The organism is Nonomuraea sp. NPDC051941, assembly GCF_044593615.1.
Map to the genome: position 1 here is coordinate 97033 of NZ_JBIUCF010000012.1, position 25006 is coordinate 122038.

22 protein-coding genes are annotated in these 25006 nt (G+C 72.4%); 12 read left to right on the forward strand and 10 right to left on the reverse strand.

Going from position 1 to position 25006, the window contains the following annotated elements:
- The first annotated feature begins 9 nt into the window (after positions 1-9).
- Together ACIHFD_RS21365 and ACIHFD_RS21370 are read left to right on the forward strand one after the other, a co-directional pair.
- Positions 10-1887 carry a propionyl-CoA synthetase gene (locus ACIHFD_RS21365; RefSeq protein WP_397368388.1) on the forward strand — a complete coding sequence of 626 codons (1878 nt, stop codon included), beginning with the start codon at positions 10-12 and terminating at the stop codon, positions 1885-1887.
- A 74-nt stretch (positions 1888-1961) separates the two neighbouring features.
- Positions 1962-4787, forward strand: coding sequence for an NACHT domain-containing protein (locus tag ACIHFD_RS21370; RefSeq protein WP_397368389.1), 2826 nt, complete (start codon positions 1962-1964; stop codon positions 4785-4787).
- On the opposite strand, the gene ACIHFD_RS21375 is transcribed toward ACIHFD_RS21370, so the two are convergent.
- Both ACIHFD_RS21375 and ACIHFD_RS21380 read right to left on the reverse strand, forming a co-directional pair.
- Positions 4788-5948 carry a sensor histidine kinase gene (locus ACIHFD_RS21375; RefSeq protein WP_397368390.1) on the reverse strand — a complete coding sequence of 387 codons (1161 nt, stop codon included), beginning with the start codon at positions 5946-5948 and terminating at the stop codon, positions 4788-4790.
- Between the two features lie 2 nt (positions 5949-5950).
- Positions 5951-6607: a response regulator transcription factor gene (locus ACIHFD_RS21380; RefSeq protein WP_350734744.1), complete on the reverse strand. Its 657-nt coding sequence runs from the start codon at positions 6605-6607 to the stop codon at positions 5951-5953.
- 152 nt (positions 6608-6759) lie between these two features.
- Between ACIHFD_RS21380 and ACIHFD_RS21385 the strand changes: the two genes are divergently transcribed.
- From ACIHFD_RS21385 to ACIHFD_RS21400, 4 genes are all read left to right on the forward strand, one after another.
- Complete coding sequence (locus ACIHFD_RS21385) at positions 6760-8199, forward strand: phospholipid carrier-dependent glycosyltransferase (protein WP_397368391.1); 1440 nt, start codon at positions 6760-6762, stop codon at positions 8197-8199.
- 186 nt (positions 8200-8385) lie between these two features.
- The gene (locus ACIHFD_RS21390) at positions 8386-9273 is read left to right on the forward strand and encodes a hypothetical protein (protein WP_397368392.1); all 888 of its coding nucleotides are present in this window, start codon (positions 8386-8388) and stop codon (positions 9271-9273) included.
- Between the two features lie 23 nt (positions 9274-9296).
- Positions 9297-10205: a hypothetical protein gene (locus ACIHFD_RS21395; protein ID WP_397368393.1), complete on the forward strand. Its 909-nt coding sequence runs from the start codon at positions 9297-9299 to the stop codon at positions 10203-10205.
- Positions 10206-10226: 21 nt separating this feature from the next.
- Entirely contained in the window at positions 10227-11111 is an 885-nt protein-coding gene (locus ACIHFD_RS21400) for a hypothetical protein (protein WP_397368394.1), read from the forward strand.
- Positions 11112-11240: 129 nt separating this feature from the next.
- Here ACIHFD_RS21400 and ACIHFD_RS21405 read toward each other — a convergent pair whose 3' ends face one another.
- The gene (locus tag ACIHFD_RS21405) at positions 11241-12371 is read right to left on the reverse strand and encodes a UDP-N-acetylglucosamine--N-acetylmuramyl-(pentapeptide) pyrophosphoryl-undecaprenol N-acetylglucosamine transferase (RefSeq protein ID WP_350734736.1); all 1131 of its coding nucleotides are present in this window, start codon (positions 12369-12371) and stop codon (positions 11241-11243) included.
- A 4-nt stretch (positions 12372-12375) separates the two neighbouring features.
- Positions 12376-13191, reverse strand: a complete 816-nt coding sequence (locus tag ACIHFD_RS21410; RefSeq protein ID WP_397368499.1) for a formylglycine-generating enzyme family protein — start codon at positions 13189-13191, stop codon at positions 12376-12378.
- 154 nt (positions 13192-13345) lie between these two features.
- Here ACIHFD_RS21410 and ACIHFD_RS21415 point away from each other — a divergent pair, with 154 nt between their 5' ends.
- The 3 genes from ACIHFD_RS21415 to ACIHFD_RS21425 are packed head-to-tail and all read left to right on the forward strand — an operon-like array spanning position 13346 to position 15962.
- Positions 13346-14566: a cytochrome P450 gene (locus tag ACIHFD_RS21415; RefSeq protein ID WP_397368395.1), complete on the forward strand. Its 1221-nt coding sequence runs from the start codon at positions 13346-13348 to the stop codon at positions 14564-14566.
- 15 nt (positions 14567-14581) lie between these two features.
- Positions 14582-15544 carry a Ppx/GppA phosphatase family protein gene (locus ACIHFD_RS21420; protein ID WP_350734730.1) on the forward strand — a complete coding sequence of 321 codons (963 nt, stop codon included), beginning with the start codon at positions 14582-14584 and terminating at the stop codon, positions 15542-15544.
- A 58-nt stretch (positions 15545-15602) separates the two neighbouring features.
- Positions 15603-15962: a hypothetical protein gene (locus ACIHFD_RS21425; protein WP_397368396.1), complete on the forward strand. Its 360-nt coding sequence runs from the start codon at positions 15603-15605 to the stop codon at positions 15960-15962.
- Positions 15963-15980: 18 nt separating this feature from the next.
- Here ACIHFD_RS21425 and ACIHFD_RS21430 read toward each other — a convergent pair whose 3' ends face one another.
- Together ACIHFD_RS21430 and ACIHFD_RS21435 are read right to left on the reverse strand one after the other, a co-directional pair.
- Positions 15981-16412 (reverse strand): ATP-binding protein, encoded by a 432-nt coding sequence (locus ACIHFD_RS21430; protein WP_363968800.1) that lies wholly within the window; start codon positions 16410-16412, stop codon positions 15981-15983.
- 93 nt (positions 16413-16505) lie between these two features.
- A complete protein-coding gene (locus ACIHFD_RS21435; RefSeq protein ID WP_350734725.1) occupies positions 16506-17051 on the reverse strand; it encodes a helix-turn-helix domain-containing protein in 546 nt (181 codons plus the stop codon).
- Between the two features lie 50 nt (positions 17052-17101).
- Between ACIHFD_RS21435 and ACIHFD_RS21440 the strand changes: the two genes are divergently transcribed.
- Positions 17102-18727 (forward strand): MDR family MFS transporter, encoded by a 1626-nt coding sequence (locus ACIHFD_RS21440; RefSeq protein ID WP_397368397.1) that lies wholly within the window; start codon positions 17102-17104, stop codon positions 18725-18727.
- An 82-nt stretch (positions 18728-18809) separates the two neighbouring features.
- Entirely contained in the window at positions 18810-19754 is a 945-nt protein-coding gene (locus tag ACIHFD_RS21445; RefSeq protein ID WP_397368398.1) for a GNAT family N-acetyltransferase, read from the forward strand.
- Between the two features lie 19 nt (positions 19755-19773).
- On the opposite strand, the gene ACIHFD_RS21450 is transcribed toward ACIHFD_RS21445, so the two are convergent.
- Genes ACIHFD_RS21450 through ACIHFD_RS21465 form a run of 4 tightly spaced genes read right to left on the reverse strand, consistent with a single transcriptional unit; the run spans position 19774 to position 24369 of the window.
- Positions 19774-21051, reverse strand: coding sequence for an AAA family ATPase (locus ACIHFD_RS21450; RefSeq protein WP_350734720.1), 1278 nt, complete (start codon positions 21049-21051; stop codon positions 19774-19776).
- Positions 21048-22469 carry a hypothetical protein gene (locus tag ACIHFD_RS21455; protein ID WP_397368500.1) on the reverse strand — a complete coding sequence of 474 codons (1422 nt, stop codon included), beginning with the start codon at positions 22467-22469 and terminating at the stop codon, positions 21048-21050. Before ACIHFD_RS21455 ends, ACIHFD_RS21450 begins: the two co-directional genes overlap by 4 nt.
- Positions 22470-22471: 2 nt before the next feature.
- Positions 22472-23602: a hypothetical protein gene (locus ACIHFD_RS21460; RefSeq protein WP_397368399.1), complete on the reverse strand. Its 1131-nt coding sequence runs from the start codon at positions 23600-23602 to the stop codon at positions 22472-22474.
- Positions 23599-24369, reverse strand: a complete 771-nt coding sequence (locus ACIHFD_RS21465) for a hypothetical protein (protein ID WP_350734717.1) — start codon at positions 24367-24369, stop codon at positions 23599-23601. Before ACIHFD_RS21465 ends, ACIHFD_RS21460 begins: the two co-directional genes overlap by 4 nt.
- 148 nt (positions 24370-24517) lie before the next feature.
- Here ACIHFD_RS21465 and ACIHFD_RS21470 point away from each other — a divergent pair, with 148 nt between their 5' ends.
- The gene (locus tag ACIHFD_RS21470) at positions 24518-24976 is read left to right on the forward strand and encodes a hypothetical protein (RefSeq protein ID WP_397368400.1); all 459 of its coding nucleotides are present in this window, start codon (positions 24518-24520) and stop codon (positions 24974-24976) included.
- Positions 24977-25006 lie beyond the last annotated feature (30 nt).

A 25006-nucleotide genomic window follows, 5' to 3' on the forward strand; every position in this document is an offset into this window, starting at 1 on the left:
GATCGATAAGTGAGCGGTTATGGCGAGGCTTACCGGCAGGCTTACCGGCGCAGCATCGAGCAACCCGACGAGTTCTGGTCCGAGGCGGCACTGGGGATCTCCTGGGACGTGGCGCCGGCGACCGTGACGGCCGGCGGCCGGTGGTTCCCCGACGGGCGGCTCAACACCTGCTTCAACGCGGTCGACCGCCACGTGGCGGCCGGGCGCGGCGACCAGGCGGCGCTGATATACGACAGCCCGGTGACCGGGACGGCCCGCACGTACACGTACGCCGAGCTGCTCGACCAGGTGGCCAGGACGGCCGGCATGCTGCGCGACCTCGGCGTGACGGCGGGCGACACCGTGGTGATCTACATGCCCATGGTGCCGGAGGCCGTGATCGCGATGCTGGCCTGCGCGCGGCTCGGGGCGGTGCACTCGGTGGTGTTCGGCGGGTTCGCGGCCAGGGAGCTGGCCGTGCGGATCGACCACGCCAGGCCCAAGGTGGTGCTCTCGGCGTCCTGCGGCATCGAGCCGTCGCGGGTGGTGGCGTACAAGCCGCTGCTGGACGCCGCGCTGGAGCAGGCCGAGCACCGGCCCGCCAGGTGCGTGATCCTGCAGCGGCCGCAGGCCGTGGCCGAGCTCGACGAGGGCCGCGACCTCGACTGGGCGCGGGCGGTGCGCGACGCCGAGCCGGCCGACTGCGTCAGCGTGGCCGCCACCGACCCGCTCTACATCCTCTACACCTCCGGCACCACCGGCCTGCCCAAGGGCGTGGTGCGCGACAACGGCGGGCACGCGGTCGCGCTCCACTGGAGCATGTCCCACGTGTACGGCGCCGCCCCGGGCGAGGTCTACTGGGCGGCCTCCGACGTGGGCTGGGTGGTCGGCCACTCCTACATCGTGTACGGGCCGCTGCTGGCCGGCTGCACGACCGTGCTGTACGAGGGCAAACCGGTCGGCACCCCCGACCCGGGCGCGTTCTGGCGGGTGGTGTCCACGTACGGGGTGCGCACGCTGTTCACCGCGCCGACCGCGATCAGGGCCATCAAAAAAGAGGACCCATCCGGCCTTTTCCCGAAAAAGTGGGACCTGTCGGGGCTGCGTTACCTCTTCCTCGCCGGCGAACGCCTCGACCCCGACACCTATCACTGGGCCTCCGACCTGCTCGGCATCCCCGTCATCGACCACTGGTGGCAGACCGAGACCGGCTGGCCCATCGCCGCCAACTGCGTCGGCATCGAGCCGCTGCCGCTCAAGCCCGGCTCGCCCACCAAGCCCGTCCCCGGCTGGGACGTGCGCATCCTCGACCCCGGCGGCGACGAGTGCCCGCCGGGCGTGGACGGCGCCGTCACCATCAGGCTGCCGCTCCCGCCCGGCGCGCTGCCCACCCTCTACCGCGACGAGGCCCGCTTCGCCCGCTCCTACCTGGAGCGCTACCCCGGCCACTACCTCACCGGCGACGGCGGCCACGTGGACGCCGACGGCTACCTCTACGTCATGGGCCGCATCGACGACGTGATCAACGTCGCCGGGCACCGCCTGTCGACCGGCGCGATGGAGGAGGTCATCGCCTCTCACCCCGACGTGGCCGAGTGCGCGGTGATCGGCGTGGCCGACGAGCTGAAGGGCCAGCTGCCCGTCGGGTTCGTGGTGCTCAAGGCGGGCGCCGACCGCGACCCGGCGGAGATCGAGCGCGAGCTGACCGCCCTGGTACGCGAGCGCATCGGTCCCGTTGCCGCCTTCCGCCGCGCCGTCGTGGTGGCCCGGCTGCCGAAGACGCGCTCGGGCAAGATCCTGCGCGCGACCATGCGGGACATCGCCGACGGCAACCCGTACACCACGCCCTCCACGATCGAGGATCCCGCGGCGCTGCCGGAGATCGAGGAGGCCGTGAAGCGAACATGACGGCCCGGTAACTTCCGCCAAAAGGCCCGGCCGCACACCGCATGATGGGACTCCCAGTCCCCGGGAGAAGGCACATGATCGAGACCCCGAGCTACGCCGATGCCCTGAGGATCCTCGGGTGCAAGGACGCCCGGCTCGTCAAGGTGGTCGGGTTCGCCGCGGCGGCGGCGCGTACCGGCTGGGCGCTGGCCGGGGCGGGGCAGCTCACGACGGGCCTGACCGACATGCGCAACAGCATCGTCGGCTACGGCGAGGACGTCGTGCGGCGCATGCCCGAGCTGAAGAGCGGCGTCGACCGGTACACCCGCACCCAGCGGCTGGCCTCCGCGCACGCCGTGATCGTCATCTCGGCCTACTTCGAGGCGCTCGGCGAGGCGAAGCTGCCGTTCACGCTCGACCAGCTCGACCGCGGCGGCAAGATCTCGCACGGCGTGCCGACCGCCGAGCGCTTCGCCCGGCTGGTGGCGAGCCTGCTGCTGGAGCGGCTGCCCACGCCCGAGCCGCATCTGCCCTACTCCGAGACCCGCCTCGCCGTGGAACGTGCCTACCAGCGCATGTCGGAGGCCATGGCCGGATACGTGGGCGGGCTGAGCGTCTGGGACGACCTGACGGTCGACGACCAGCTCCTGCTGCCCCGCATGCTGGCCGAGGGCCCGCCCGCCCGCGCGCTGCGCATCTACGACGAGGACTACCGGTCGCTGGCGCTCGACAGCCACGAGTTCGGGGTGCGCAGCCTCGTCACCGAGAAGCCGGCGCCCGCCACGGCGCTGTCGCGGGTGGCCTGGCTGCTGGCCGAGCTGGCCCCGCCCCGGGTGGGCGACCGTCCGGTGATCCACCAGGCCAGGATGGCCGCCAACGCGCTCGACCAGCCCCTCCTGCACGCCGGCAAGCTGCCCGAGGACGTCTGGCTCCCGCTGCTCGGCGAGGGCTACCTCAGCCCCCGCTTCCGGGTCGCCGAGCTGACCCGGGACGCCACTCCCGCGCAGCTGGACTGGTGGGAGGACCGGCGGCCGGTGCCCGACACCGAGGCGTTCCTGGTGGGCCACCTGACCTCGCTGCGCGCCACCCAGGCGCCCCTGCTCGTGCTGGGCGAGCCCGGCTCGGGCAAGACCAAGCTCACCGAGGTGCTCGCCGCGCGGCTGGCCAGGTCGGAGTTCCTGCCGATCCGGGTCGAGCTGGCCGGCGTGTCCGCGCGGGCGGGGGTCACCGCGCAGGTCGAGCAGGCCCTCGGAACGGTGCTGGGGACGGAGGTGGACTACGCCGAGCTGGTGACGGCCGCCGACGGGGCGATGCCGGTGATCCTCCTCGACGGGTTCGACGAGCTGGTCCAGGGCGGGGTCGACCGCCACGACTACCTCGAACGGGTGCAGGAGTTCCAGACCAGGGAGGCGGAGCTGGGCCGCCCGGTGGCGGTGATCGTGACCGGCCGCACGGTGGTGGCCGACCGGATCAGGTTCCCCAAGGGGCTGCTGGGGCTGCAGCTCCAGCCGTTCGACGACGACCAGGTGCGGCAGTGGCTGACCATCTGGGACCGCCGCAACCGCGGCCTGCTCGCCCGCCGCGACCTGAAGCCCCTGCCCGCCGAGGCGGCGCTCGTCCACGGCGAGATGGCCAGGCAGCCGCTGCTCCTGCTGCTGCTGGCCCTCTACGACGCGGGCAGCAACGCGCTCCAGCGCGACCACGGCCCGCTCGGGCGCGCCCGCCTGTACGAGGTGCTGCTGCGCGACTACACCGAACGCGAGACCGGCGGCGTGCGCCGGGTGGCCATCGACCAGGAGCTGGTCCTGCTCGGCGCGGTGGCCCTGTCCATGCTGGCCAGCGGCCGCCAGGTCATCACCGACGAGGCGCTCAACCGTGACCTGCCCGCCCTGTGTCAGGGCGGCGAGGACGACCCCGGCGATCCCGATCGACCAGGGGAGACCCGCGTCGACTGGGCGCGCAAGGCCACCGAGCGGTTCTTCTTCGTGCGCAGGAACGGGCACGCCTTCCTGCACGCCACGTTCGGCGAGTTCCTGGTGGCCTGGCTGACCATGTACGCGCTGCGCGACCTCGACCGGCGCCGCCGCCTGGCCGGCGACGAGCCGCTCGCGCTGGTGCAGGCCGTGGACGACGACCTGCTGTACGCGGTCACGTCCCACTCGTGCCTGGCCGAGCGCGGGCCGACCGTCGGGTTCATCCTGGAGCTGCTGGACGAGGTGCCCTCCGCCGTACGCGAGCGCTGCGTGGAGCTGCTGGCCGGGCTGCTGCGCCGGTCGCTGCACGAGCGGCCCCGCCGCCACTTCATCGGATTCCGGCCGGTACGCCACACGATGACCCGCCGCCTGGCCGCCTACTCGGCCAACCTCACCCTGCTCATCGTCTGCGCGTCCGAGCAGCCGGTCCGCGTGTCGTCGATCCTGTCCGGGCCCGACCACCTGGAGCAGTGGTCCTCGCTCAGCCACCTGTGGAAGGGGCAGCTCGGGCAGGAGGGCTGGACCGGGCTGGTGACCGCCCTGTCGGCGCATCGCGTACTTGAAGACGGCAAGGAGGACGTCGTGCTCGGCGGCGCGGAGACCGGCGGCATGGGCGACGTCGTCGTCGCGGTCGCCACCGGCCACTCGGCCCGGCACCGGCGCCTGCTCGACCTGCTGGTCGCGGCGCTGGGGGAGGGCCGCTTCCTGCCGTACCGGGACCGCCTGGCCATCCTGGACGAGCTGGTGCGGACCGTGGCCGTCCGGTCGCCGGCCATGCACCGGGCCCTGGGCGCGATGTGGACCGAGGAGGGCGCCGACCACACGGAGCTGCGGCCGCTCCTGCGCGCCATGCTCGCCGACCCGGCCGACCGGGTGGGCACCTGGGAGCAGCTCGTCAAGGCGGGCGTCCCGGAGACGGCGCTCTGGGAGATCCAGGGCCTGGACTGATCAGGCCGGCTCGGAGCCGACCGGCAGCTCCACGCTGATCGTCAGACCGCCCTCGTCCCTGGGCGTAGCCGTGACCGTGCCGTCGTGCGCCTCGGTGATCACCCGTACGATCGACAGCCCCAGCCCGCTGCCCCGGTCCGAGCGCAGCCGGTCGCCGTGCAGCCGCCGGAACGGCTCGAAGATCGTCTCGATCTCGTACGACGGCACCTGCAGCCCCGAGTTGGCCACGACCAGCTCGACCCGATCGGCCCGCCGCCGCGTCGTGACCCACACCTCGCCCTTGGCGTGGTTGTGCCGGATGGCGTTCTCCACGAGGTTCTGCACCAGCCGCTCCACCAGCACCGCCTCGCCCGCCGTCGGCGCGGGGTCGAGCAGCCGGTGCATGGTCACCTCACGCTCGGCCGCCTCGGCCGCCGCCTGGTCGAGCACGTGCTCGGCCACGTCCGCCAGGTCGAACGGCCGCCGGTCCAGCACCGCCTGCTCACCCTCGGCCAGCGCCAGCAGGCCGTCGATCAGGCGCTCGTGGCGGGCGTTGACCAGCAGCAGCGACTCGCCGAGCCGCTTGACGTCCTCGGTCGCGTCCGGCCGCCGCACGGCCACGTCCACGAGCGTCCTGTTGATCGTGAGCGGGGTGCGCAGCTCGTGCGAGGCGTTCGCGACGAACCTGCGCTGGCCGTCGAACGAGCGCGCCAGCCGGGCGAGCATGGTGTCGTAGACGTCGGTCAGCTCCTTGATCTCGTCCTGGGGGCCGTCGTAGCCGATCCGCTCGCTCAGGTTGTGGCTCTGGGCGACCCGGCGGGCGGTGTCGGTGACGTTCCTGAGCGGGCGCAGCACCATGCCCGCCGTCCGCCAGCCGATCCCGAACGCCACCCCGGTACCGGCGAGCACCGCGAGCCCGCCGGCGGTGCGCAGGTTGGCGAGGACGCTGGTCTGGTAGGTGAGGTGCGTCTTGAGCGCGAACCCCCTGGCTATCTCGTACCCGTCCTGGTAGCGCGGGGCGTAGAGGCTGTAGCCGTCCCGATCCACCCGGATCTCGTCGGGGGTGAACACGGAGGCCCGGTACTGGAGGGTCGTCTGGACGACGAAGTAGACGGTGGCCAGCGCGAGGGCGGCGACCACGAAGAACACGCCCCCGCTGAGCAGGGCGAAACGCAGGCGCATGCTCATGGGATGCGATACCCCGATCCCGGCACGGTCTCGATGACCTGCGGCTCGCCGAGCTTCTTGCGCAGCTTCATCATCGTGGTGCGGACCGTGTTCGTGAACGGGTCGATGTGCTCGTCCCACACCTTCTCCAGCAACGTCTCCGCCGAGACCACCGCTCCCTGGGCCCGCAGCAGCTCGGCCAGCACGCCGAACTCCTTGCGGGCCAGCGGCACGTAGCGGCCCTCCCTGAACACCTGCCGGTGCGCCCAGTCCAGCCGCACCCCGGCCCGCTCCAGCATGGGCGGGTCGGCCCTCCTGGCCCGCCGCCCGAGCGCGTGCACCCGCGCCACCAGCTCCTCGAACGCGAACGGCTTGGGCAGGTAGTCGTCGGCCCCCAGCGACAACCCCACCACCCGGGAACGCACGTCGCTCGCGGCGGTCAGCATGAGCACCCGCACCAGCCAGCCGCGCTCGACCACGGCCTTGCACACCTCGTCCCCGTGCACCTGCGGCAGGTCGCGGTCGAGGATCAGCACGTCGTAGTCGTGCACGCCGAGCCGTTCGAGCGCCGCGTCCCCGTCGTAGGCGACGTCGACGGCCAGTGCCTCTCCGCGTAACCCCTCGGCGATCGAGTCGGCGAGCATCCGCTCATCCTCAGCGACCAAAACGCGCACCTTGCCCCCAAAAGATGTTAAATGCCCGCCAGTCTGCTCTGGCCGGCATAACGCGCGCATAACCAGAATCGGTGACGTTCAGGTTATAGGCGGCGCGCTGGACTGGCCCCCCTGAAGCCGGGATCCGCCTGGCGGTCTCGGGGGAGAAGACCATGGCGCCCACGCTCGCGGGGCCACGTGACCACGGGTTGTTCGGGTGCGTGCTCGCACTCGCCGCCGCGCTGCGCGTGCTGGTCATGCTGGGGTACGACACGGCGCGGCTCTATTGGTACGACTCGTTCACCTACCTGGACACGGCCGTGCGCCTGCGGCCGCAGGGCGCGTTCCACCCGGCGGGCTACTCCTGGTTCCTGTGGGCGCTGCGGCCCTTCCAGAGCGTGGAGCTCGTCGCGGGGGTGCAGCACGCGATGGGGCTGGCCGTCGGGGTGATGATCTACCTGCTGCTGCGCCGCCGGTCGCTGCCCGCCTGGGGAGCGGCGCTGGCGGCGGTGCCGGTGCTGTTCGATCCGGCGTTCGTGCGCCTGGAGCACGCCGTGCTGTCGGACACGCAGGTGATCTTCCTCGTCGTGGCCGCGCTGCTGGTGCTCATGTGGCGCGGGGAGGTGTCCACGCGGGCGGCGGCGGTGGCCGGGGTGCTCCTCGCCCTGGCCGGTCTGACCCGTACCGCCACCGTGCCGCTGCTCGGCCTGGCCGCCCTCTACCTCCTGCTGCGGCGGACCGCGTGGCAGGCACGGTGGCAGGCACGGTGGCGCGCGACCCTCGCCCTGGTGGTGGCGGGGGCGCTGCCGCTGGCCGCCTACGCCGGCTGGTACGCCCAGCACCACGGCAGGTTCGCGCTGAGCGGCTCGGACGGCGTCGCCCTGTGGGCCCGCACCATGACCTTCGCCGACTGCTCGATCATCAGGCCGCCCGCGGACCAGGCCGCGCTCTGCCCGAACGGCACCGTCCTGGACGCCGCCTCCGAGTACGTCTGGGACCCGCGGGCCTCGCTCAACCGCCTGCCCGGCGACCGGTTCACCCACAACGACCTGGCCAGGGCGTTCGCGCTCCGGGCCATCGCCGCGCAGCCCCTGGACTACCTGCGCGAGGTCGTCCGGGACGCCTCGCTCGCCTTCACGTGGGAGCCCGTCGCCCACCCGAAGCGCATGAGCCCGACCACGGCCTTCCAGCGGGGCTCCTGGCCGCTGCCGTCCGGCCAGCCCCTCGTGGACCAGGTCAGAAAGGAGTACGACCCGGACATCCGGGGCATGCGGTCCGTCGAGCCGTTCGCCTCGATCCTGGCCGCCTACCCGTACCCGTGGTTCCTGCACGGCACGCTGTTCGGCGTCCTGCTGCTGGCCGGCGGGGCCGGCGCCGTGCTGCGCCCGCGCACGGCGCTGCTCCCGTGGTCGTTCGCGGTGTTCCTGCTCGTGGCGCCGGTGGCCGCGCTCGACTTCGACCACCGCTACGTCCTGCCCGCCATCCCCGTCGCCTGCGTGGCCGCCGCCCTGGCCGTGCGGCGGCCGGCGCCGCGCCGGGCGGGTGGTTACCCCCGTGGCTACGATCATGTTGCGCGTCCGAGAGCATCGGCGAACGGGTCTCGCGCTTCCTGAAGGGCCGGGCGGCCCGCCGCGCTGCTGGTCGAGGCGCCCTCATGAGCCTGGCCGGCAATGGGGGCACCCCGGGATCGCCCCCGCCGATTCCCCCGCCTGACCCTTTTGAGGCTGACACTCCACCGGAATGTTACGTAATATCCGTACATCACGAGCGTTGGGGGCGCCAGGGTGCCAGGACAGAGCGTGGGTGTGGTCGTCGATCCCGGAGTGCCTCCGGAAGTAGCCGGACTGCTGCGTGCCAACGCCCCGCTGCTGTCCAGGATCAGAGCCGGATGGGTGCCGCCCGCCGAGACGCCCCCGTCCAGCCGCAAGAGCCCGTCCAGCGCCATGCTCCTGGCCGCGACCCCCTTCGTGGTCGCGCTCATGGGCCTCCTGCTCGCCTCGCCGTTCGCGCCGGCCGGGTTCGTGCTGCTCGGCACGTACGTCTTCATCGTCCTGGTCAAGATCGCCTCCATGAGCGAGGTGCCCGAGGACGACCGGCCGCAGGAGCGCGCCGTGTACGAGCAGGCCCGCTGGTACGACGGCCGCTACCTGCTGCTCGAGGACTTCGACCCGGAGGCGCGAGCCGTCCTGGTCAGGGCGCAGCGGGCCATCGGGTCGGTGCTGCGCTCCCACGTCAACGCCGAAGGACTGCTCGACGACGCCCGCAACGCCGTGATGCTGCCCGCCCAGGAGTGGGAGATCGCCCGCCTGCTCGCCAAGCTGTCGGCGCTGCGCCTGGAACACCGGGAGCTGCTGGCCAGGGGCATCGCGCCCGAGGTGGCCGCGGTGATCGAGCCGCTCGAACGGGCCCTGGTCAACAGCGAGGCCGCCGTCGTCGCCCGCGTGGAGGCGCTGGAACGTTACGCCGGCCACGTGGCCGAGGCCGAGCGCGCCTACCACGCCCGCGGCCAGATCGAGGAGCTGCGCGCCCGGCTGCCGCGCTACGAGGAACTGCTGGCGGAGTCGGGCGCGGACAAGCTCGCCGTGCCCGAGATCGAGCGCCTGACCGAGGACGCCGACGTGCTCGAACGCACCTTACGACGCAGCGTCCGGTCCGCCCACGAGGCGTTCCGCTATCTCGAAGGATGACGCCCGGACATAGGATCGATAACGTGCCCGGACGTCATGCGAAGGTGATAGTCGATCCGGCGGTGGCCGACGACGTCGCGGCCCTCTTACGTGACAACCGCAAGCTCCTCGTACGCATCCACGCCGGCTGGGTGCCCGCGCACAAGCGCCATCGCCCGCTGGTCGGCGTCGTGACCAGGCTGGCGGCCACCGGGACCGCCGCCGTCGCGGCCGTCTACGGCCTGGCCCTCTTCGTCGCCGGACGCTACACCCCCTTCGCCGTGATCATGACCGGCGCCGCCCTGCTCGTCGTCAGCGTCCTGCTCAGGCCCAGGCCCGACGCCGAGGTGGAGCGCGCGCACGCGCTGGAGCTGGCCGTCTACGACAGCTCCCGCAGGCACGAGGGCCGTTACGTCGTACGCGACCAGCTCGACGAGCCCGCCAGGGCCCTCATGATCCGCGCCCAGACCGCCATCGACCAGGTCATGGGCTCCAGCGTCCACGCCGAGGGCCTCCTGGACGACGTGCGCAACGCGGTGATGCTGCCCGCCCAGGAGTGGGAGATCGCCCGCCTGCTGGCCAAGCTGTCGGAGCTGCGGGCCGAGCACGAGGAGGTCGTCTCCGAAGGCCTCACCCCCGAGGTGGCCGCCGTCGCCGAACCCCTCGCCCAGGCGCTCGACAGCAGCCAGCAGGCCGTGATCGCCCGCGTCGAGGCGCTGGAACGTTACGCCGGCCACGTCGGCGACGCCGAGCGCGCCTACCGCGCCCGGCACCAGATCGAACGCCTCAGCGCCAAGCTGCCCCGCTACGAGGAGCTCCTCGCCGAGTCGGGCGCCGACGGGTCGTCCGTACCGGAGCTGAGCCGGTTGTCCGACGACGCCGACCGCCTCGAACAAGCGCTTCGTGACAGCGTCAGCTCCGCGCACGAAGCTTTTCGCCACCTGAGGGGGTGACTTCCCTTAGGATCCGATTTCGTGGCGGATGTGGTGGTAGACCCCGAGGTGCCGCCGGATGACGCGCAGCTGCTCAGGGAGAGCCGGCTGGTGCTGCTCAAGATGCGCCAGGGCTGGGCTCCCGAGTCGAGGCGGGCCCTGTCGAGCGCGCAGTACCGGATAGTCGCGGCGTTCGGATCGGTGGCGCTCTTCGGGATGATGGCCGTCAGCGGGCTGGTCGGCCGGGGCCTCGGCCTGCTGATGCTCGTCCTGCTGGGCATCCCCATGATGATCGTGCTGTTCATCCGCAACGACCTGCCCGACGACGACGAGGAGGAGTACGAGCGGGAGGTCTACGAGCAGCTGCGCTGGTACGAGAGCCGCTACGTGCTCACCGAGGATCTCGACGAGGCCTCCGCCCGCCTGCTCGCCCGCGCCCAGCGCGCCATCGCCGTCGTGACCGAGTCCCGGGTCAACGCCGAGGGCCTGCTCGACGACGTGAGCAACGCGGTGATGCTGCCCGCCCAGGAGTGGGAGATCGCCCGCCTGCTGGCCAAGCTGTCCGCGCTGCGCACCAAGCACAGGGAGACCGTGTCCAAGGGGCTCACCCCCGAGGTGGAGGCCGTGGCCGAACCCCTCGCGCGGGCCCTCGACAGCAGCGAGGCGGCCGTGCTGGCCCGCGTCGAGGCGCTGGAACGTTACGCGTCCAACGTCGCGGACGCCGAGCGCGCGTACCAGGCCCACCACCAGATCGAGGAGCTGCGGGGGCGGCTGCACCAGTACGAGGAACTGGTGGCCGAGACGGGGGCCGACGGGTTCGCGGTGCCGGAGCTGGAGCGGCTGGCGCAGGACGCGGACCGGCTGGAGCAGGCGCTGCGGCGAAGCGTCACCTCCGCCCACGAAGCCTTCCGCTACCTCGACCCCTGACCCCTCCGCCGTACCCAGGCCGGTGACGCGGCCGTGCGGCCGGCGGCTCCCGACCTCCGGCCGATGCTCCTCACCTCGAAGGGACCTCAGCCGGAGTACGGTCCGCACTTCGGACGAGGGGGCGCCTGGTCAGGTGGGCCGGGCGGTTTCCAGGAGGAGGTCGCACAAGGCGTCGGCGGCGTCCACGCGGCCGAGCTTGGCCGACGCCTGCCCCATCGAATGCCGCAGCCCCGGGTCGGCCAGCAACGGCATCAGCTCGGCCAGCAGCTGCTCGGCCGTCGGATGCGGCTCCAGCAGGGCCCGGGCCGCCCCCGCCGACACCAGGTACGCGGCGTTCTTGCGCTGCTCGTCACCCCCGGTGGGGATCAGGGGCACCAGCACGGAGGGCTTGCCGATGGCGGTCAGCTCCGACACCGTCCCCGCCCCGCTGCGGGAGATCACCACGTCGGCGGCGGCGAACAGGTCGGCCAGCTCCCCGCCCACGTACGGCACCGGATGGTAGCGATCCGCCAGGTCCACGGGCAGCGCCACGGCCCGCATCTGGTCGATCCACGCCGGCCCGCACTGGTGCACGACCTGCGCGTGCGGCAGCAGCCGCGGCAGGATCTCCGCGATCAGGGTGTTGACCTGCTTGCTGCCCTGCGCGCCGCCCGTCACGTAGATCAGCGGCACCTCGAACGTCAGCCCGAACAGGTCGTACGCCGCCGCCCGGTTGCCCTGCAGCAGCTCGGGCCTGATCGGGTTTCCGGTCACCACGGCCCTCGAGCGGGCGGAGGCGGGCAAATAGTCCAGCGACGACTCGTGCGACAGCGCGATCCTGGTCGCCAGTCTGGCCAGGATGCGGTTGGCCAGCCCCACGACGGTCGTCTGCTCGTGCATCACCAGCGGCCGGCGGATCAGCTTGGCCGCGACCCCGATGGGCACCGCCACGTAGCCCCCGGTCGACAACACCACGTCCGGCAGGTAGCGGGCCGCGTGCCCCACCGCCTGCAGCACCCCGATCGGGATGCGGAAGACGTCGGCGATGTTGGTGCCCAGCTCCTTGAGGTTCGGACGGCGGCGCAGCTTGCCCGTGGTGATCGCCTTGAACGGGATGCCGTGCTCGGACGTGATCCGCGCCTCCAGGCCGTTGGCAGTGCCCACCCAGAGCACGTCGTGGGGCACCTGACGCCGCTGGACGGCCGACAGGGTGGTCAGAGCCGGATAGGTGTGACCACCGGTGCCGCCGCCGGTGATCAACAGTCGCAGGGTTCGTGACATGCGATCAGACTAGGGCCGCACAGCGGAAACCCGTGTGCCCGGTGGAGGAGTCAGGCGTGTTGGAGGTGCGGGCGGCCACGCGGTAGCGGTTGCAGTAGGAGTCGTGGCACATGTACGAGCCGCCGCGGATCACCTTCGTCGCGCCCTGCGCGGGACCGGCCGGGTTGTCGGCGAACGCCTCCCAGGCCGTGCCCCACCAGTCGGCCGTCCACTCCCAGACGTTGCCGGAGACGTTGTAGAGGCCGTACCCGTTGGGCTGGAACGACTTGACCGGCACCGTCCCCTTGCTCGGCGCCACCGGGAAGCGGCCCTGCCAGATGTTGCACCGCTGCCGCCCCTTGGGCGTCAGCTCGTCGCCCCACGGGTAGCGCTTGCGCTCCAGGCCGCCGCGGGCGGCCATCTCCCACTCCGCCTCCGTGGGCAGCCGCTTGCCCGCCCACGTGGCGTACGCGGTCGCGTCGTTCCAGGACACGTGCACGACGGGGTGGTTCTGCCGGTCGCCGGCCGACGACCCCGGGCCCTCCGGCGAGCGCCACGAGGCGCCCTCGACGCCCGCCCACCAGGGCGCGCCGGGCACACTGGCGTCCATCACCCCGCCCGTGGCGAACTGGGTGAACACGAACGACCAGCCGATCCGCTCGGCCTCCGTGACGTAGCCGGTCTCCTTCACGAACGTGGCGAACTGCGCGTTGGTCACGCACGTCGGATCGATCATGAACGGATCCAGCCGCACCTCGCGCACCGGCCCCTCGCCGTCCTCGGGCCGCCCGTCGGGGTCGTCGCCGCCCATGAGGAACGTCCCGCCGGGCACGCGGACCATCCCGCGCGGTGCCTCTCGCCGCACGGCGATCACCGGCTGCGCGTAGGGCCCCGCGTACGGTTGCGCGGCGGCGCCGTCTCTGCTCGGCCCACAGCAAGTGCTCAAAAGCCCCCCAAACGTGTCCACGACACCAAGGAAGGGTAGTCCCTGGAACATGTCCACGATCACACGGCTGCCCCGGGTCACGGCCGAAGAGACCCTGGCCCTGGCCGCCGCGGTGGCGCTGCCGTCGATCGCGCAGGGCCCCGTCGCGCGCCGCCCGTACGCGGTGCGGCTGGCGGAGCTCGCCGACGCCGACGGCCGGGCGATCCGGCTGCTCGCCCGGCTGCGCGCCGAGCACGGCGAGGGCCCGCTGCTCGTACGGGTGCCCGGACGCGGCTGGGTGATGCTGCCGCTGGCCGCGCGCGACGTGCGCGCGGTGCTCGACGACCGGGACTTCACCCCGGCGACCAGGGCGAAACGCGGCGCGCTCGGCCACTTCCAGCCCGACGGCCTGCTGATCACCCGCGACCCCGGCCTGCGCGAGCGCCGGCGCGCCCTGAACGACCAGGTGCTCTGCTCCGGTTTCGCCCCCTTCGCCCGGGTCGTCGAGGAGGAGGTCGCCACGCTGCCCCGCCACGGGCTGCTGACCTGGCCGCGCTTCCACGCCACGCACTGGCGGATCGTGCGGCGCATCGTGCTCGGCGACGGGGCGCGGGACGACGTGATCCTCACCCGGCAGCTCGACCGGCTGCGCGCCGACGCCAACTGGTCGGATCTGCGCGGGCTCCGCACCGACGTGTTCAACGCCTTCCGGCGCCGGCTGGCCGGGCACCTGGCCCGGGCCGAGCCGGGCAGCCTGGCGGCCGAGCTGGCCCGTGCGCACGCCGCGGCCGACGTGCACCCCGATGGGCAGGTGCCGCACTGGCTGTTCGCCTTCGACGGGGCCGCCGCCGCGGCCTACCGGGCGCTCGCGCTGGCCGCTCACCAGGAGCCCGCCCATCAGGGGCCCGCCGACCTGAGGGCCACCGTGCTGGAGTCCGTGCGGCTCTGGCCCATCACGGTCACCATCGTGCGCGAGGCCGTCGGCCCGACCGAATGGGACGTCCCCGAGGGCACCACCGCGGCGATCTACAGCCCGTACGTGAACAGGGCCGAGCCCGGCGACTCCTACCGCCCCGAACTGTGGCACGACGGCGGTGGCGAGTGGGCGGGCGTGCCGTTCAGCGCCGGGTTCGCGAGCTGCGCGGGGGAGGACCTCGTGCTGTTCACCGCCGCGGCCCTCCTGGACGCCGTCCTGCGCGAGCGCTCAGTCAGACCGTCCGTACGCTTGGAGGGGGCGCTGCCGGCCATGCTCAACCACTTCCGACTCAACTTCGCTGTAAAAGCCGCATAACGGTAGCGTTTTCCCATGCGACTCGGCGTGCTGGACATCGGCTCGAACACTGTCCATTTACTGGTCGTCGACGCCCACAGGGGCGCCCGGCCCATGCCCGCCTACTCCCACAAGGAGGGGCTCCGACTCACGGAATATCTGGGCGAGGACAACCGGCTCGTTGACGAGGGCGTCGAGCGGCTCGGCGCCTTCGTCGAGGAGGCCGTGCACCTGGCGGAGGACAAGGGGGTGGAGGACCTGCTGGCCTTCGCCACCTCGGCCGTGCGCGAGGCGGCCAACGGCGTGGAGGTCCTGGCACAGGTCGAGGAGCGCAGCGGCGTGCACATCGAGGTGCTGTCCGGGCGTGACGAGGCCAGGCTGACGTTCCTGGCGGTGCGGCGGTGGTACGGGTGGTCGTCGGGGCGGTTGCTGGTCTTCGACATAGGCGGTGGCTCGCTGGAGATCGCCTCCGGTGTGGACGAGGAGCCCGACGTGGCCGTCTCGCTGCCGCTGGGCGCCGGGCGGCTGACGCGTGACTGGTTCACCGCCGACCCGCCGTCCGCCGAGGAGGTGCGCAAGCTGCGCAAGCACGTACGGACCGAGATCGCCCGCACGGTCGGCGACGTCGTCAGGAACGGCGAGGCCGACCGCGCGGTGGCCACGTCCAAGACGTTCAAGCAGCTCGCCAGGATCGCCGGCGCGGCGCCCTCCAGCGACGGCCCGTACGTCTCCCGCCCGCTGTCCAGGCAGGCCATGGCCGACTGGGCGGTCAAGCTGACCACCATGGGCGGCGCCGAGCGGGCGCAGCTGCCCGGCGTGTCCGAGGGGCGGGCGGCGCAGCTCGCGGCCGGGGCGCTGGTCGCCGACGCGGCCATGGACCTGTTCGAGGTGGACCGGCTGGAGGTGTGCCCGTGGGCGTTGCGCGAGGGCGTGATACTGCGCCGGCTCGACATCCTGCCGGGGCGGTTCGACCTGCGCAGCGATAGCGCGCTGGAGTAAGGACGATCTATCCCGAAAATTTGGCATAAAGCGCTGGGTGCGGGGCATTCTCCGCCGAATGATGGAGGTGCTCGGCACGATCGGCTCCCTCGCCGTCGTGCTCCTGCTCATCGTCCTTGCCGTGCTGGCCATCTCGGTGGTCGCGCTGGTCGTCCTCGGGTGCCTGGCCGGCTCGATGGCGACCGACTGGCGCGGCCTGTGGCGGCGGCTGGCCAGGCTGGCCCGGCGCGGGCCGAGGCTGACGCTCAAACGCAGCGGCGACGCCGTTCCCGCCCGATTGCGGGCGGAGCTGAGCGGGAGCACGTCAGGGACGCGCCGCCGCTTCCTGCTCGGCGCCGCCCGCTCCGGGGGACACGGGCACCCGCGCGGTCCGCGGATCCGCGGGCATCGGCCGGTGGATCGGCACACGCGCCTCTGAAGGATGGGGCGGGCCGGCTCACAGGGCCATGAGGTGGAGCCCGGCCGCCCCTGGCGCATACCGCAGCCGCTTCTCCAGGCAGACCACCGCGCCGTGCTCGTGCCTGTTGACGAACCGGATGTCGTCGGCGAGCGCGCGCATGATCAGCAGTCCGCGCCCGTGCTCGGAGCCCGGCTCGGGGTTGATGATCTTGTTCGGGTCGAAGCCCTCTCCGTTGTCGATGACCTTGATGACGCACCGGTCATCGAGCACGGACGCGCTGACCGTGTAGTCGTCGCTTGGCTCCGCGTGCCTGATCACGTTGGAACACGCCTCGGTGAGCATGAGTTCGATGTCGTCACGGATCTGCGGATCGACGCCGAGGGAACGCAGCGTGCCGTCCAGCATCTTCCTTATCAGGGGGACGCTCGCCGCATCCCTGGGCAGTCGGAGCGCTATCGTGGCCTCCATTCGGGGCCTCCTCCTTCCGTCCGGATGCGTGCTCAGTCCCCTTCCCCCGTTACGGTGCGTCAATCGTCCCGTCAGAGGTCCGGAGTCCGGAAGCTATGGCTCCAGCAGGCGCATGGCGACCTCCAGGGAGGCCTTGTCGACCTCGTCCTCGGACAGCCGGCCCTCCTCGATCATCCATTTCCCCGCGTGTATCGCGAACAGCGCCGTCGCCCGGCTGACGCGCTCGACGGGCGTGGCGCCGGGCTCGTTCAGCTCGGCCACGAGCTCCATCATCAGCTCGCGGGTCTTGGTGAGCGTCGGATGGTCACGCAGGGCGGTCTGGTTGCGCTCCAGGAACCTGGCCACCCCGATGTGCTGGGTCCGCCTGATCCCCGCGGCGTAGCGCTCGACCAGCTCGCGCCGCGTCTCCGGCGTCTTCGGCCGGCTCCGGGCCCAGGCGAGGAGCTCCTCGAGCTCGACCAGCCGGTTGCCGACCAGGCTCGTGACGATGTCGTCCTTCGTCTTGAAGTGGTAGTACAGGGCGGCCTTCGTCACTCCGAGCTCCTCGGCGATCTCCCGCAGTGACGTCGCCTCGTATCCCTGCTCGGTGAACAGCCGGAGCGCGATCTCCTGAATCCGGGTCCGAGTGTCTTCCCGCACTTCACACCTTTTCGACTTGACGGCCGGCAAGTAAGTATCTACCTTATTCTATGCTTGCCGGGCGGCAAGTAAGCAAGATCCAAAATGCAAATGGGGGGTGTCTGGTGGCGGAGGCAGTCGGACGACGCCGTGAGGTCATGGTCGTTCTGCCTGGACTGATGTTAGCCATGGTCCTGGCGATGCTCGACAACATGATCGTGGGCACGGCCATGCCGCGCATCGTCGGGGAGCTCGGCGGTCTGACGCATCTGTCGTGGGTCGTCACGGCGTACGTGCTGGGCACGACCGTGTCGACGCCGATCTGGGGCAAGATCGGCGACCTGTACGGTCGCAAGACCATCTTCATCATCTCGATCGTCATCTTCATGGTCGGCTCCGCGCTCTGCGGTATGGCGGGCTCGTCGCTGCTCGGCGGGCCGGAGGGTGGCATGGCCGAGCTGATCGCGTTCCGCGCGATCCAGGGGCTCGGCGCGGGGGGCCTGATCGTGAACGTCATGGCGATCATCGGCGACCTGGTGCCGCCCCGCGAGCGCGGCGAGTACCAGGGCATCATGGCCGGCGTCATGTCGCTGGCGATGATCGCGGGCCCGCTGGTCGGCGGCTTCATCACCGACAACATCGACTGGCGCTGGGCCTTCTACGTCAACCTGCCGATCGGCGCGATCGCGCTGGCCATGATCGTGACGCAGCTGCACCTGCCGAAGCTGCGCAACAAGGTGCGCATCGACTGGGCGGGCGCGGGCCTGCTGTCCGTCGGCATCACCGCCCTGGTGCTCATCACGACCTGGGGCGGCAACGAGTACGCCTGGGGCTCCTGGCAGATCCTCTCTCTCGTCGCGATCGCCGTGGTCACGCTGGCGCTGTTCGTCGCGGTCGAGCGGAAGGTCGAGGAGCCGATCATGCCGCTGCAGCTCTTCGCCAACCGCAACTTCACGCTGATCTCGATCATCGGCTTCCTGCTGGGCTTCGCCATGTTCGGCGCGATCAACTTCCTGCCGCTGTTCCAGCAGATGGTGCAGGGCTCCACGGCCACCAACTCCGGCCTGCTGATGCTGCCGATGATGGGCGCCGCGATGGTCGTGTCGCTGTTCGTGGGCAAGGCGATCACCGTCACGGGCAAGTACAAGATCTACCCGGTGCTCGGCGGGATCGGCATGGCCGTGGGCATGTGGCTGCTGTCCACGATGGACGTCCACACGGCCTCCTGGGTCACCGGCGTCTACATCGCCGTGCTCGGCCTCGGCATGGGCTTCCTCATGCAGACCACGATGCTCATCGCGCAGAACAGCGTCGAGCAGAAGGACCTGGGCGTCTCCAGCAGCGCCACCACGTTCTTCAGGTCGATCGGGGGCTCGTTCGGCGTCTCGCTGTTCGGGGCGATCTTCAACAACCACTTCCTGTCGGAGCTGACCTCCCGCTTCGGCGCGCAGGCGGCCGAGCGGGTGGCCAAGAGCGGCGGCAGGATGGACCCCGGCGCGGTCGCCCAGATGCCCGCGCAGATGCGCACCGGGCTGCTGGAGTCGCTGGCGACCTCCATCTCCGGCGTCTTCTGGTGGGCCATCCTGTTCGCGGTCGTCGTGCCCGTGCTGGCCGCGTTCGTCAAGGAGATCCCGCTGCGCGGCGGCGCCCCGGTGCCCGCCAAGGACGAGCAGGCCGTCAGCCCCGCGGCGGGCTGAGCACCCGGCCGAGCGCGCCTCCCGGTCAAAGCCGGTGGAAAATGGGAGGCGCGCGGCCGGTGTTTTGTGGACAATCCCCGCTATGCACCACACCCTCGGCCGCCCGCGCGTGGAAGACGCCGCGGCCATCCATGAGCTGATCGCGGCCTACGACACCGCGGTGATCGGCTCTCCCGACATGACGCTCGACGACGTCGCCGACGAGCTGGCCGAGCCCGGCTTCGACCGTGACAGGGACGGCTGGCTCGCCCGCGACGGCGACGGCCGGCTCGACGGGTGGGCCTGGGCGTGCCGCGTCGGCGACAGCGACACGGTGGACGTCGAGGTGATCGTACGGCCCGGCCCTGATCTGGGGCGGGCGGGCCTGGACGACCGGCTCTGGCCCCTGGTGATCGGCCGGGCCGGCGAGCTGGCCGCCGAGGCCGGCCACGACGGCGTCACCCTGCACATCGGCGTCTACCGCGCCGACACCGCCAAGCGGGCCACGGTCGAGGCACGCGGCTTTTCGCCCGGCACCAGCTTCCACCGCATGCGCATCGACCACGGGGGGCCCGTGGCGCAGCCCGCCCCGCCCGCCGGCCTGACCCTGCACACGGGGGAGAGCGACGACGCGCGGCGCGCGGCGCACCGGGTGCACCAGGAGGGCTTCGCCGAGCACTTCGGGTTCGTGCCGGTCGACTACGACGTGTGGTATTCGCGCCGGCAGGCGCAGTCGACGACGGACTGGGCCCAGCTCACCCTGGCCCGCCTCGACGGCCGCCCCGCCGGGGTGCTGATCGCCAACAACCAGTTCGTCCCGGACGAGGGCTGCGGCTACGTGGCCACGCTCGCGGTCGTCCCGGAGTTCCGCGGCCGGGGCCTGGGGCGCTTCCTGCTCCGCCACGCCTTCGCCGCCGACGCGGCGCGCGGCCGCAAGGGCACGATCCTGCACGTCGACTCCAACAACACCACCCCGGCGCTCGGGCTCTACGAGTCGGCGGGCATGCGCCCCGTCCTGGTCATCGACGTCTGGCAGCACCGCGTCTGACGGGCGGCCGGGCCCGGCGTCAGACGCGGTGGTGGGACAGGTGGTCGAGGATCGACTGGTTGGCCTCCCAGCCGTCGGGGAACTTGACCGGCACCCCCAGCTGCACCGGCTCCGCCGACGGGTGGGCGTCCAGGAGCTCGGCGATGCCCGCCCGGGCCACCACGACGCAGGCGTGCCGGTGCCGCGACGCCAGCACGCACAGCCGCCCGGACTCCAGGTGGAAGGCCGTGGCGTCGCGGCGGCCGGACAGCGGGTGCAGGACGACGGTCACGTCGTACTCGCGCCCCTGCAGGCGGTTCGCGGTGTCCACGGTGATCTCCGGCGGCACCCCGGCGGCCCGGATGGCGGCCACCTGGTCGCGGTGGGCGGCCCCGACCGCGATGCGGTCCGCCGTCACCGGCCGCTCGCCCTGCTCGGAGGAGGCCACGGCGCCGCGCTGCAGCAGGCGCTCGGCCAGCAGGGCCACCGCCTGCACGGCCTCCCCGTCGGTACGCACGGTGTGCCGGTTGGGCAGCTCCAGCAGCGCCCACCCCGACCGGGCGGCCTCCTCCAGCGCCCGGTCGTGCACGGTCCCCATGCCGCCGGTCACCAGCTCCAGCCGCCGATCGCCGTGCGACGTCCCCGACCGGAACCCGGTGAACGGGTAGAACGCCTGCGACACCACCGGCGCGGCCGAGGCCGGCAGGCGCCACGACACCGGCAACCGGTGCACCGGAATGTCCGGATTGTGGCGCAGCAGCACCGACACCGCGCTCTGCAGCGGATCCCACGACAACCCCGACCACCGGTCCCCGTCCACGATCGAGAACGGGTCGAGCTGCCCCGGATCGCCCACGAACAGCGCCCGCTCGAACAGCCCCGCGATCCGCAGCAGCTTGTCCGAGCGCATCTGGTACGCCTCGTCCACGATCGCCCACGGCCACACCCGGCCGCCGATCCAGGCCCACTTGTCGGCGGTCGCGATGACGATGTCCGGGTCGCCGAGATCCTGGATCCGGGTGCCGACCCGGACGCCGGCCAGCTCCAGCAGCCGCAGCGGCGGCACGTAGCCACCGGCCGACAGCCGTCCCACGGTCAGGTGGGGGTGCTTCTCGGAGATGCGGGTCACCAGGTCGTCGACCTGCTCGTTCGTCTGGGCGACGATCATCAGGGGCTCGCCGGTCGCCGCGATGTGCGCCGCCGCCCGCACCACCAGCGTGGACTTGCCCGCGCCGGGCGGCGAGTCGACCACGACGCCGCGGTGCCGGGGCAGGTCGGCGAGGACGTTCCTGATGACCTGCTCCGGGCTGTCGGTCACGACCACTCCTCCTGGGCGTCCTCGTCGTCGGGCACGTACTCCTGCGGCGGCCCGCCGTGCGTCCACGGCGTGGCCTCGGAGTCGGGCAGGTGGGGGGAGCCCTGGAAGTCGTCGGTCAGCGAGGTGTAGCAGACCCGCTCGCCGACCTCGGGCACCGCTCCCGGCGCGGCCGTCTTGCCCCGGCCCATGCCCTTGGTGATCTTCAGGGTGACCAGGCCCTGGCCGGCCTCCACGAGCTCGGCGCCCTGACCGCGGCGCTGCGGGGTGCCCAGCGAGGTGCCGGGCGCCAGGCGTACCGGGTCGTCGGTCTTGATCACCACCAGCGGGCGGAGCTTGCGGGAGCGGCCCTCGCCCTCGGTGTTGTCGGGGACGGTCTCGATCACCTCGCCCGCGAACGCCTCCCCGGTCAGCCGGTACTCGGCCATGACCAGGGGGTCGTCGTAGGCGCGCTGCACGTCGTACGCGGCCTGGGCCCGCTCCATGCGGGCCAGCTTGGCCGCGGCGGCCACCGCCCCGTCGCGCCTGGCCTGCGGCGGCGCCCCCTCGGCGATGTGCACCGCCATGCCGCTGAACGAGCCGCGGTCCTGCTCCCACCGCTGCGCGGCGCTCGAACCCTCCTCCAGCCCGGCCAGCAGCTCGACGGCCTGCCACATGAGCCGCCACGTGGGCTCGAGCTGGGTGCGCAGCGCCTCGGTGATGCGCTCGGGCGACTCGCTGTCCATCGCGGGCGACAGCACCTCCGCGTCGAACCCCGGATCGGTCGCGGGCCCGGCGGGCGGCCAGATCAGCGGGTCCTCGGCCTCGTCGTCCGGCCCCCTGGTGATCCAGGCCAGCAGCGCGGCCAGGTTGGCGTCCTCCAGCGAGCTCTGCCCGCTCGCCCAGTGCCGGCCCAGCTCCTCGGTCGCGGCCAGCATCATCGACGAGCCCGGGTACGCGGCCCGTTCCGCGAAGTACGTCAGCCACCGCCCCAGCAGCGGCACCGCCTCGGGCACCGGATAGGGCCCGTCGGCCCGGCGGAAGCGCGTGGAGCGGCCGAGCAGCCTGGTGAAGGCCACCCCGGTCTGGTTGGGCACGATGAGCTGCGGCGCGTCCAGCACGCGCTCGTAGGGGTCGGCGTTCTTGCGCTCCACCGTCTCGGTGTCGGCCATGAAGCCCTCGACGTACGGCAGCAGCACCCCGGCCAGCTCGGCGGCCCAGGCGAAGCGCAGGTCGCGGTTGCGCGGCTGGGTCACCACGAGCAGGCGCGGCCGTTCCCGGTCGGTGCCGAGCATGGCGGCCAGCGGCGCGGCGGCCTCGCCCGAGAGCTTGAGCGGGATGAACACCATCGGCCGCTCCGACAGATGGCAGTGCCTGACGGTCGCGACGGGCTGCGCGATGCCCTCCTCCAGGGCCCGCAGCCGCGCGAGCGAGGTCAGCATGCTCACGTGAGGCACTCCCTGCGCAGGCGTTCGGCGTTGCGGAGCAGCCGGGCGATCTCCTCCTGGCCCTCGGCGGGGTCGTGGGCGCCGTCGGCCAGCCCGAGCGCCTCCGCCACCGAGGCCACCCCGCCCAGCTCGTCGCGCACCTGCCGGCCGAGCAGGTCGGAGGCGCCCTCCTGGCGGGCCTCGTCGCGGCAGAAGAAGCACAGGTCGCACGCGGACATGCAGTCGGGCGCGTAGCGGGCGGTCGCCCTGCGCAGCGCGTCGCCCAGCTCGGCGACGGGCCGGGTGGGCCGCCCGTCCTCGCCGGGCCGCAGGTCGAACGTGAGGTCGTCGGGCAGCCCTTTGAGCAGCCGGTCGAGCGTGGTCATCCGGGTGAGCTGGCGGCGCAGCACGGCCATCTGCTTGCGCACGTCGACGAGGGTCGCGACGGGCCGGTTGGCGAAGTTCTCGGGGCAGACCAGGACCACGTCGTGCGAGACCTTGGCCGGGTCGTGGCCCAGCTCCTCCAGGAGCGTGCGCAGCGCCAGCACGTACACCGCCGCCTGCCGCGCGGCCGCGGCCACCGCCGCCGGGTCGGCCTGCCCGTCGATCACCGCGAACGACTTGATCTCCACGATGTGGAACCGGCCGCCGAGCTGGAATGCCACCACGTCGGGCTCCAGGTAGGCGGTGTGGCCGGCGATCTCCAGGGTGAGCAGCGGGTGGTCGTACAGCGTGCCCGCGTCCTGTCCGTCGCGGGCCGCGCGGTCGATCAGCGCGCGGGTGTGGGCGTGGCGCAGGTGGGCGCCGACGTTCTCGACGTCGTGGTAGGCGACCTCGGCGACCGGCAGGCGCAGCAGCTCGCGCAGCATCCGCAGCAGCTCCGCGCACCCGTCGGCCTTGACCAGCGCCTCGAACATGTTGCCGCGCGTGATCGCGAACGGCGACTGGCCGAACGGCGCCGGGAAGCCGAGGTGGCGGGCGGCGGCGTCCTTGTCGATGCCGGCGCCGTCGAGCAGAGCCCGGCGGGTGCAGCCGGGGTTGGCGGCCAGGGCCGCGATGGCGCGGGCGTCGTGCGGGCGGGGCGGCGTCGTGCCGCGCAACGCGTCAAGCCGCTGGATGTGTTCGCCCTCGCGCTTCAAGCCGCTCACTTCGCGTTCTCCTTCTTGATCGTGCTCAGCGTAGCGGCGCCGAACAGGCGGGCGGCGTCACCGAGCTGCGCCGCGGCGCGTTCTGCCAGCTCGGCGCGATCCCGCGTGTCGCGGTCGCCGTGCACGCGCAGCTCGGCGCGGGCCGCCTCGATCACCCGATCCGGGTCGGACGGGCCCAGCGTGCCGTCAGTGGCGCCGGGGATGTTCCTGGCCATCCGCAGGAGTAACCGGTCGGCCCGCCCGTCGGCCGATTCGTGCGAGGCCACCGCGATGGCGCAGGTCAGGAAGTCGACGCGAGGGCTGAGCGGACCGACCACCCGCCGCTCCAGCGGCCAGGTGCTGAGCGTGAGCAGCCCCCGGGCGGGGGAGAGGCGGTCGGTCAGCGCGGCGCACAGGTAGTACGGCCGCCCGTGCGGCGACGACCGGAACGAGCGCTCCTCGTCCCTGCGCAGGCTGGTGAGCTGGGCGCTGCGGATCGTGCCGCCGAAGAACACGTCGCTGACGGCCACGACGAGCCGCGGCTGGGCGGCCGCGCCGAGCAGCCGCAGCCCCTGGTTCACCTGCTCGCGCACGGTCACCAGGCGCGGTGGCTCCGGCTTGGCCTGAGCCGGCTCGCCGCTCACGAGGGCGTCCCATTCGCGCTCCGCGGTACGCAGCTCGGCGCGCAGGGCGCGGGCCGTGGCGCCGTCCCTGACCCGCATCGCCTTGCGCACGCCCGCCCGGAGCTCGTCGATCCGCCGTTCGAGATCGTCCAGCCGGTCACTCATGGCGCGAGCGTACCAACAGTCCCAGTATTTTCCAGTAATTTCGCGATTTCGAGGCGAACGTGTGATCTACGACGTAAAGGCGGCCGCCTTGCCAGTGGACAGCGGTCTGACGTGCGTAATCGGCGTACGAGGCGGGGACGAAGGCGGTGTGACCCGTGAGAATCGACATCTGGTGGGAGCCGCCGCAGGCGTGGCCGCCCTCGTGCCCGTCTACTACCTGACCGAGGCGGCCGCCAGAGCCCTGCGTACGAGCAGTGCCACGTTCGGGCCGTCGCCCGCGGCGCTCGGCTACCTGGTCGCGGTGGCCGTCATCGTCACCCTCCTGACCGCCTGGCCCGCGGCGGCCCTCGGCTGCGGCATCCCGCTGGCGGCGGCGGGGGCCGTGTTCGCCCTCGACCTGAACGCCGCGCTCGGCGTGGCGGGCAGCCTGCCCTGGGCGAGGGAGGGCGGCCTGCCGTGGTCGCAGCCGGACGGCGTCCCCTGGGCCGAGCTGACCGAGCCGCCCGGCACGATGGCCGGGATGACCGGCCTCTACACGATCATCGGCTCGCTCCTGGTCCTCTCGGCGCTGCTGCCCGGCCGGTTGCGGTCCGTCCTGGGCAGGTGAGGGGCGGATTCCGGGGCGGCCTATCCTGGG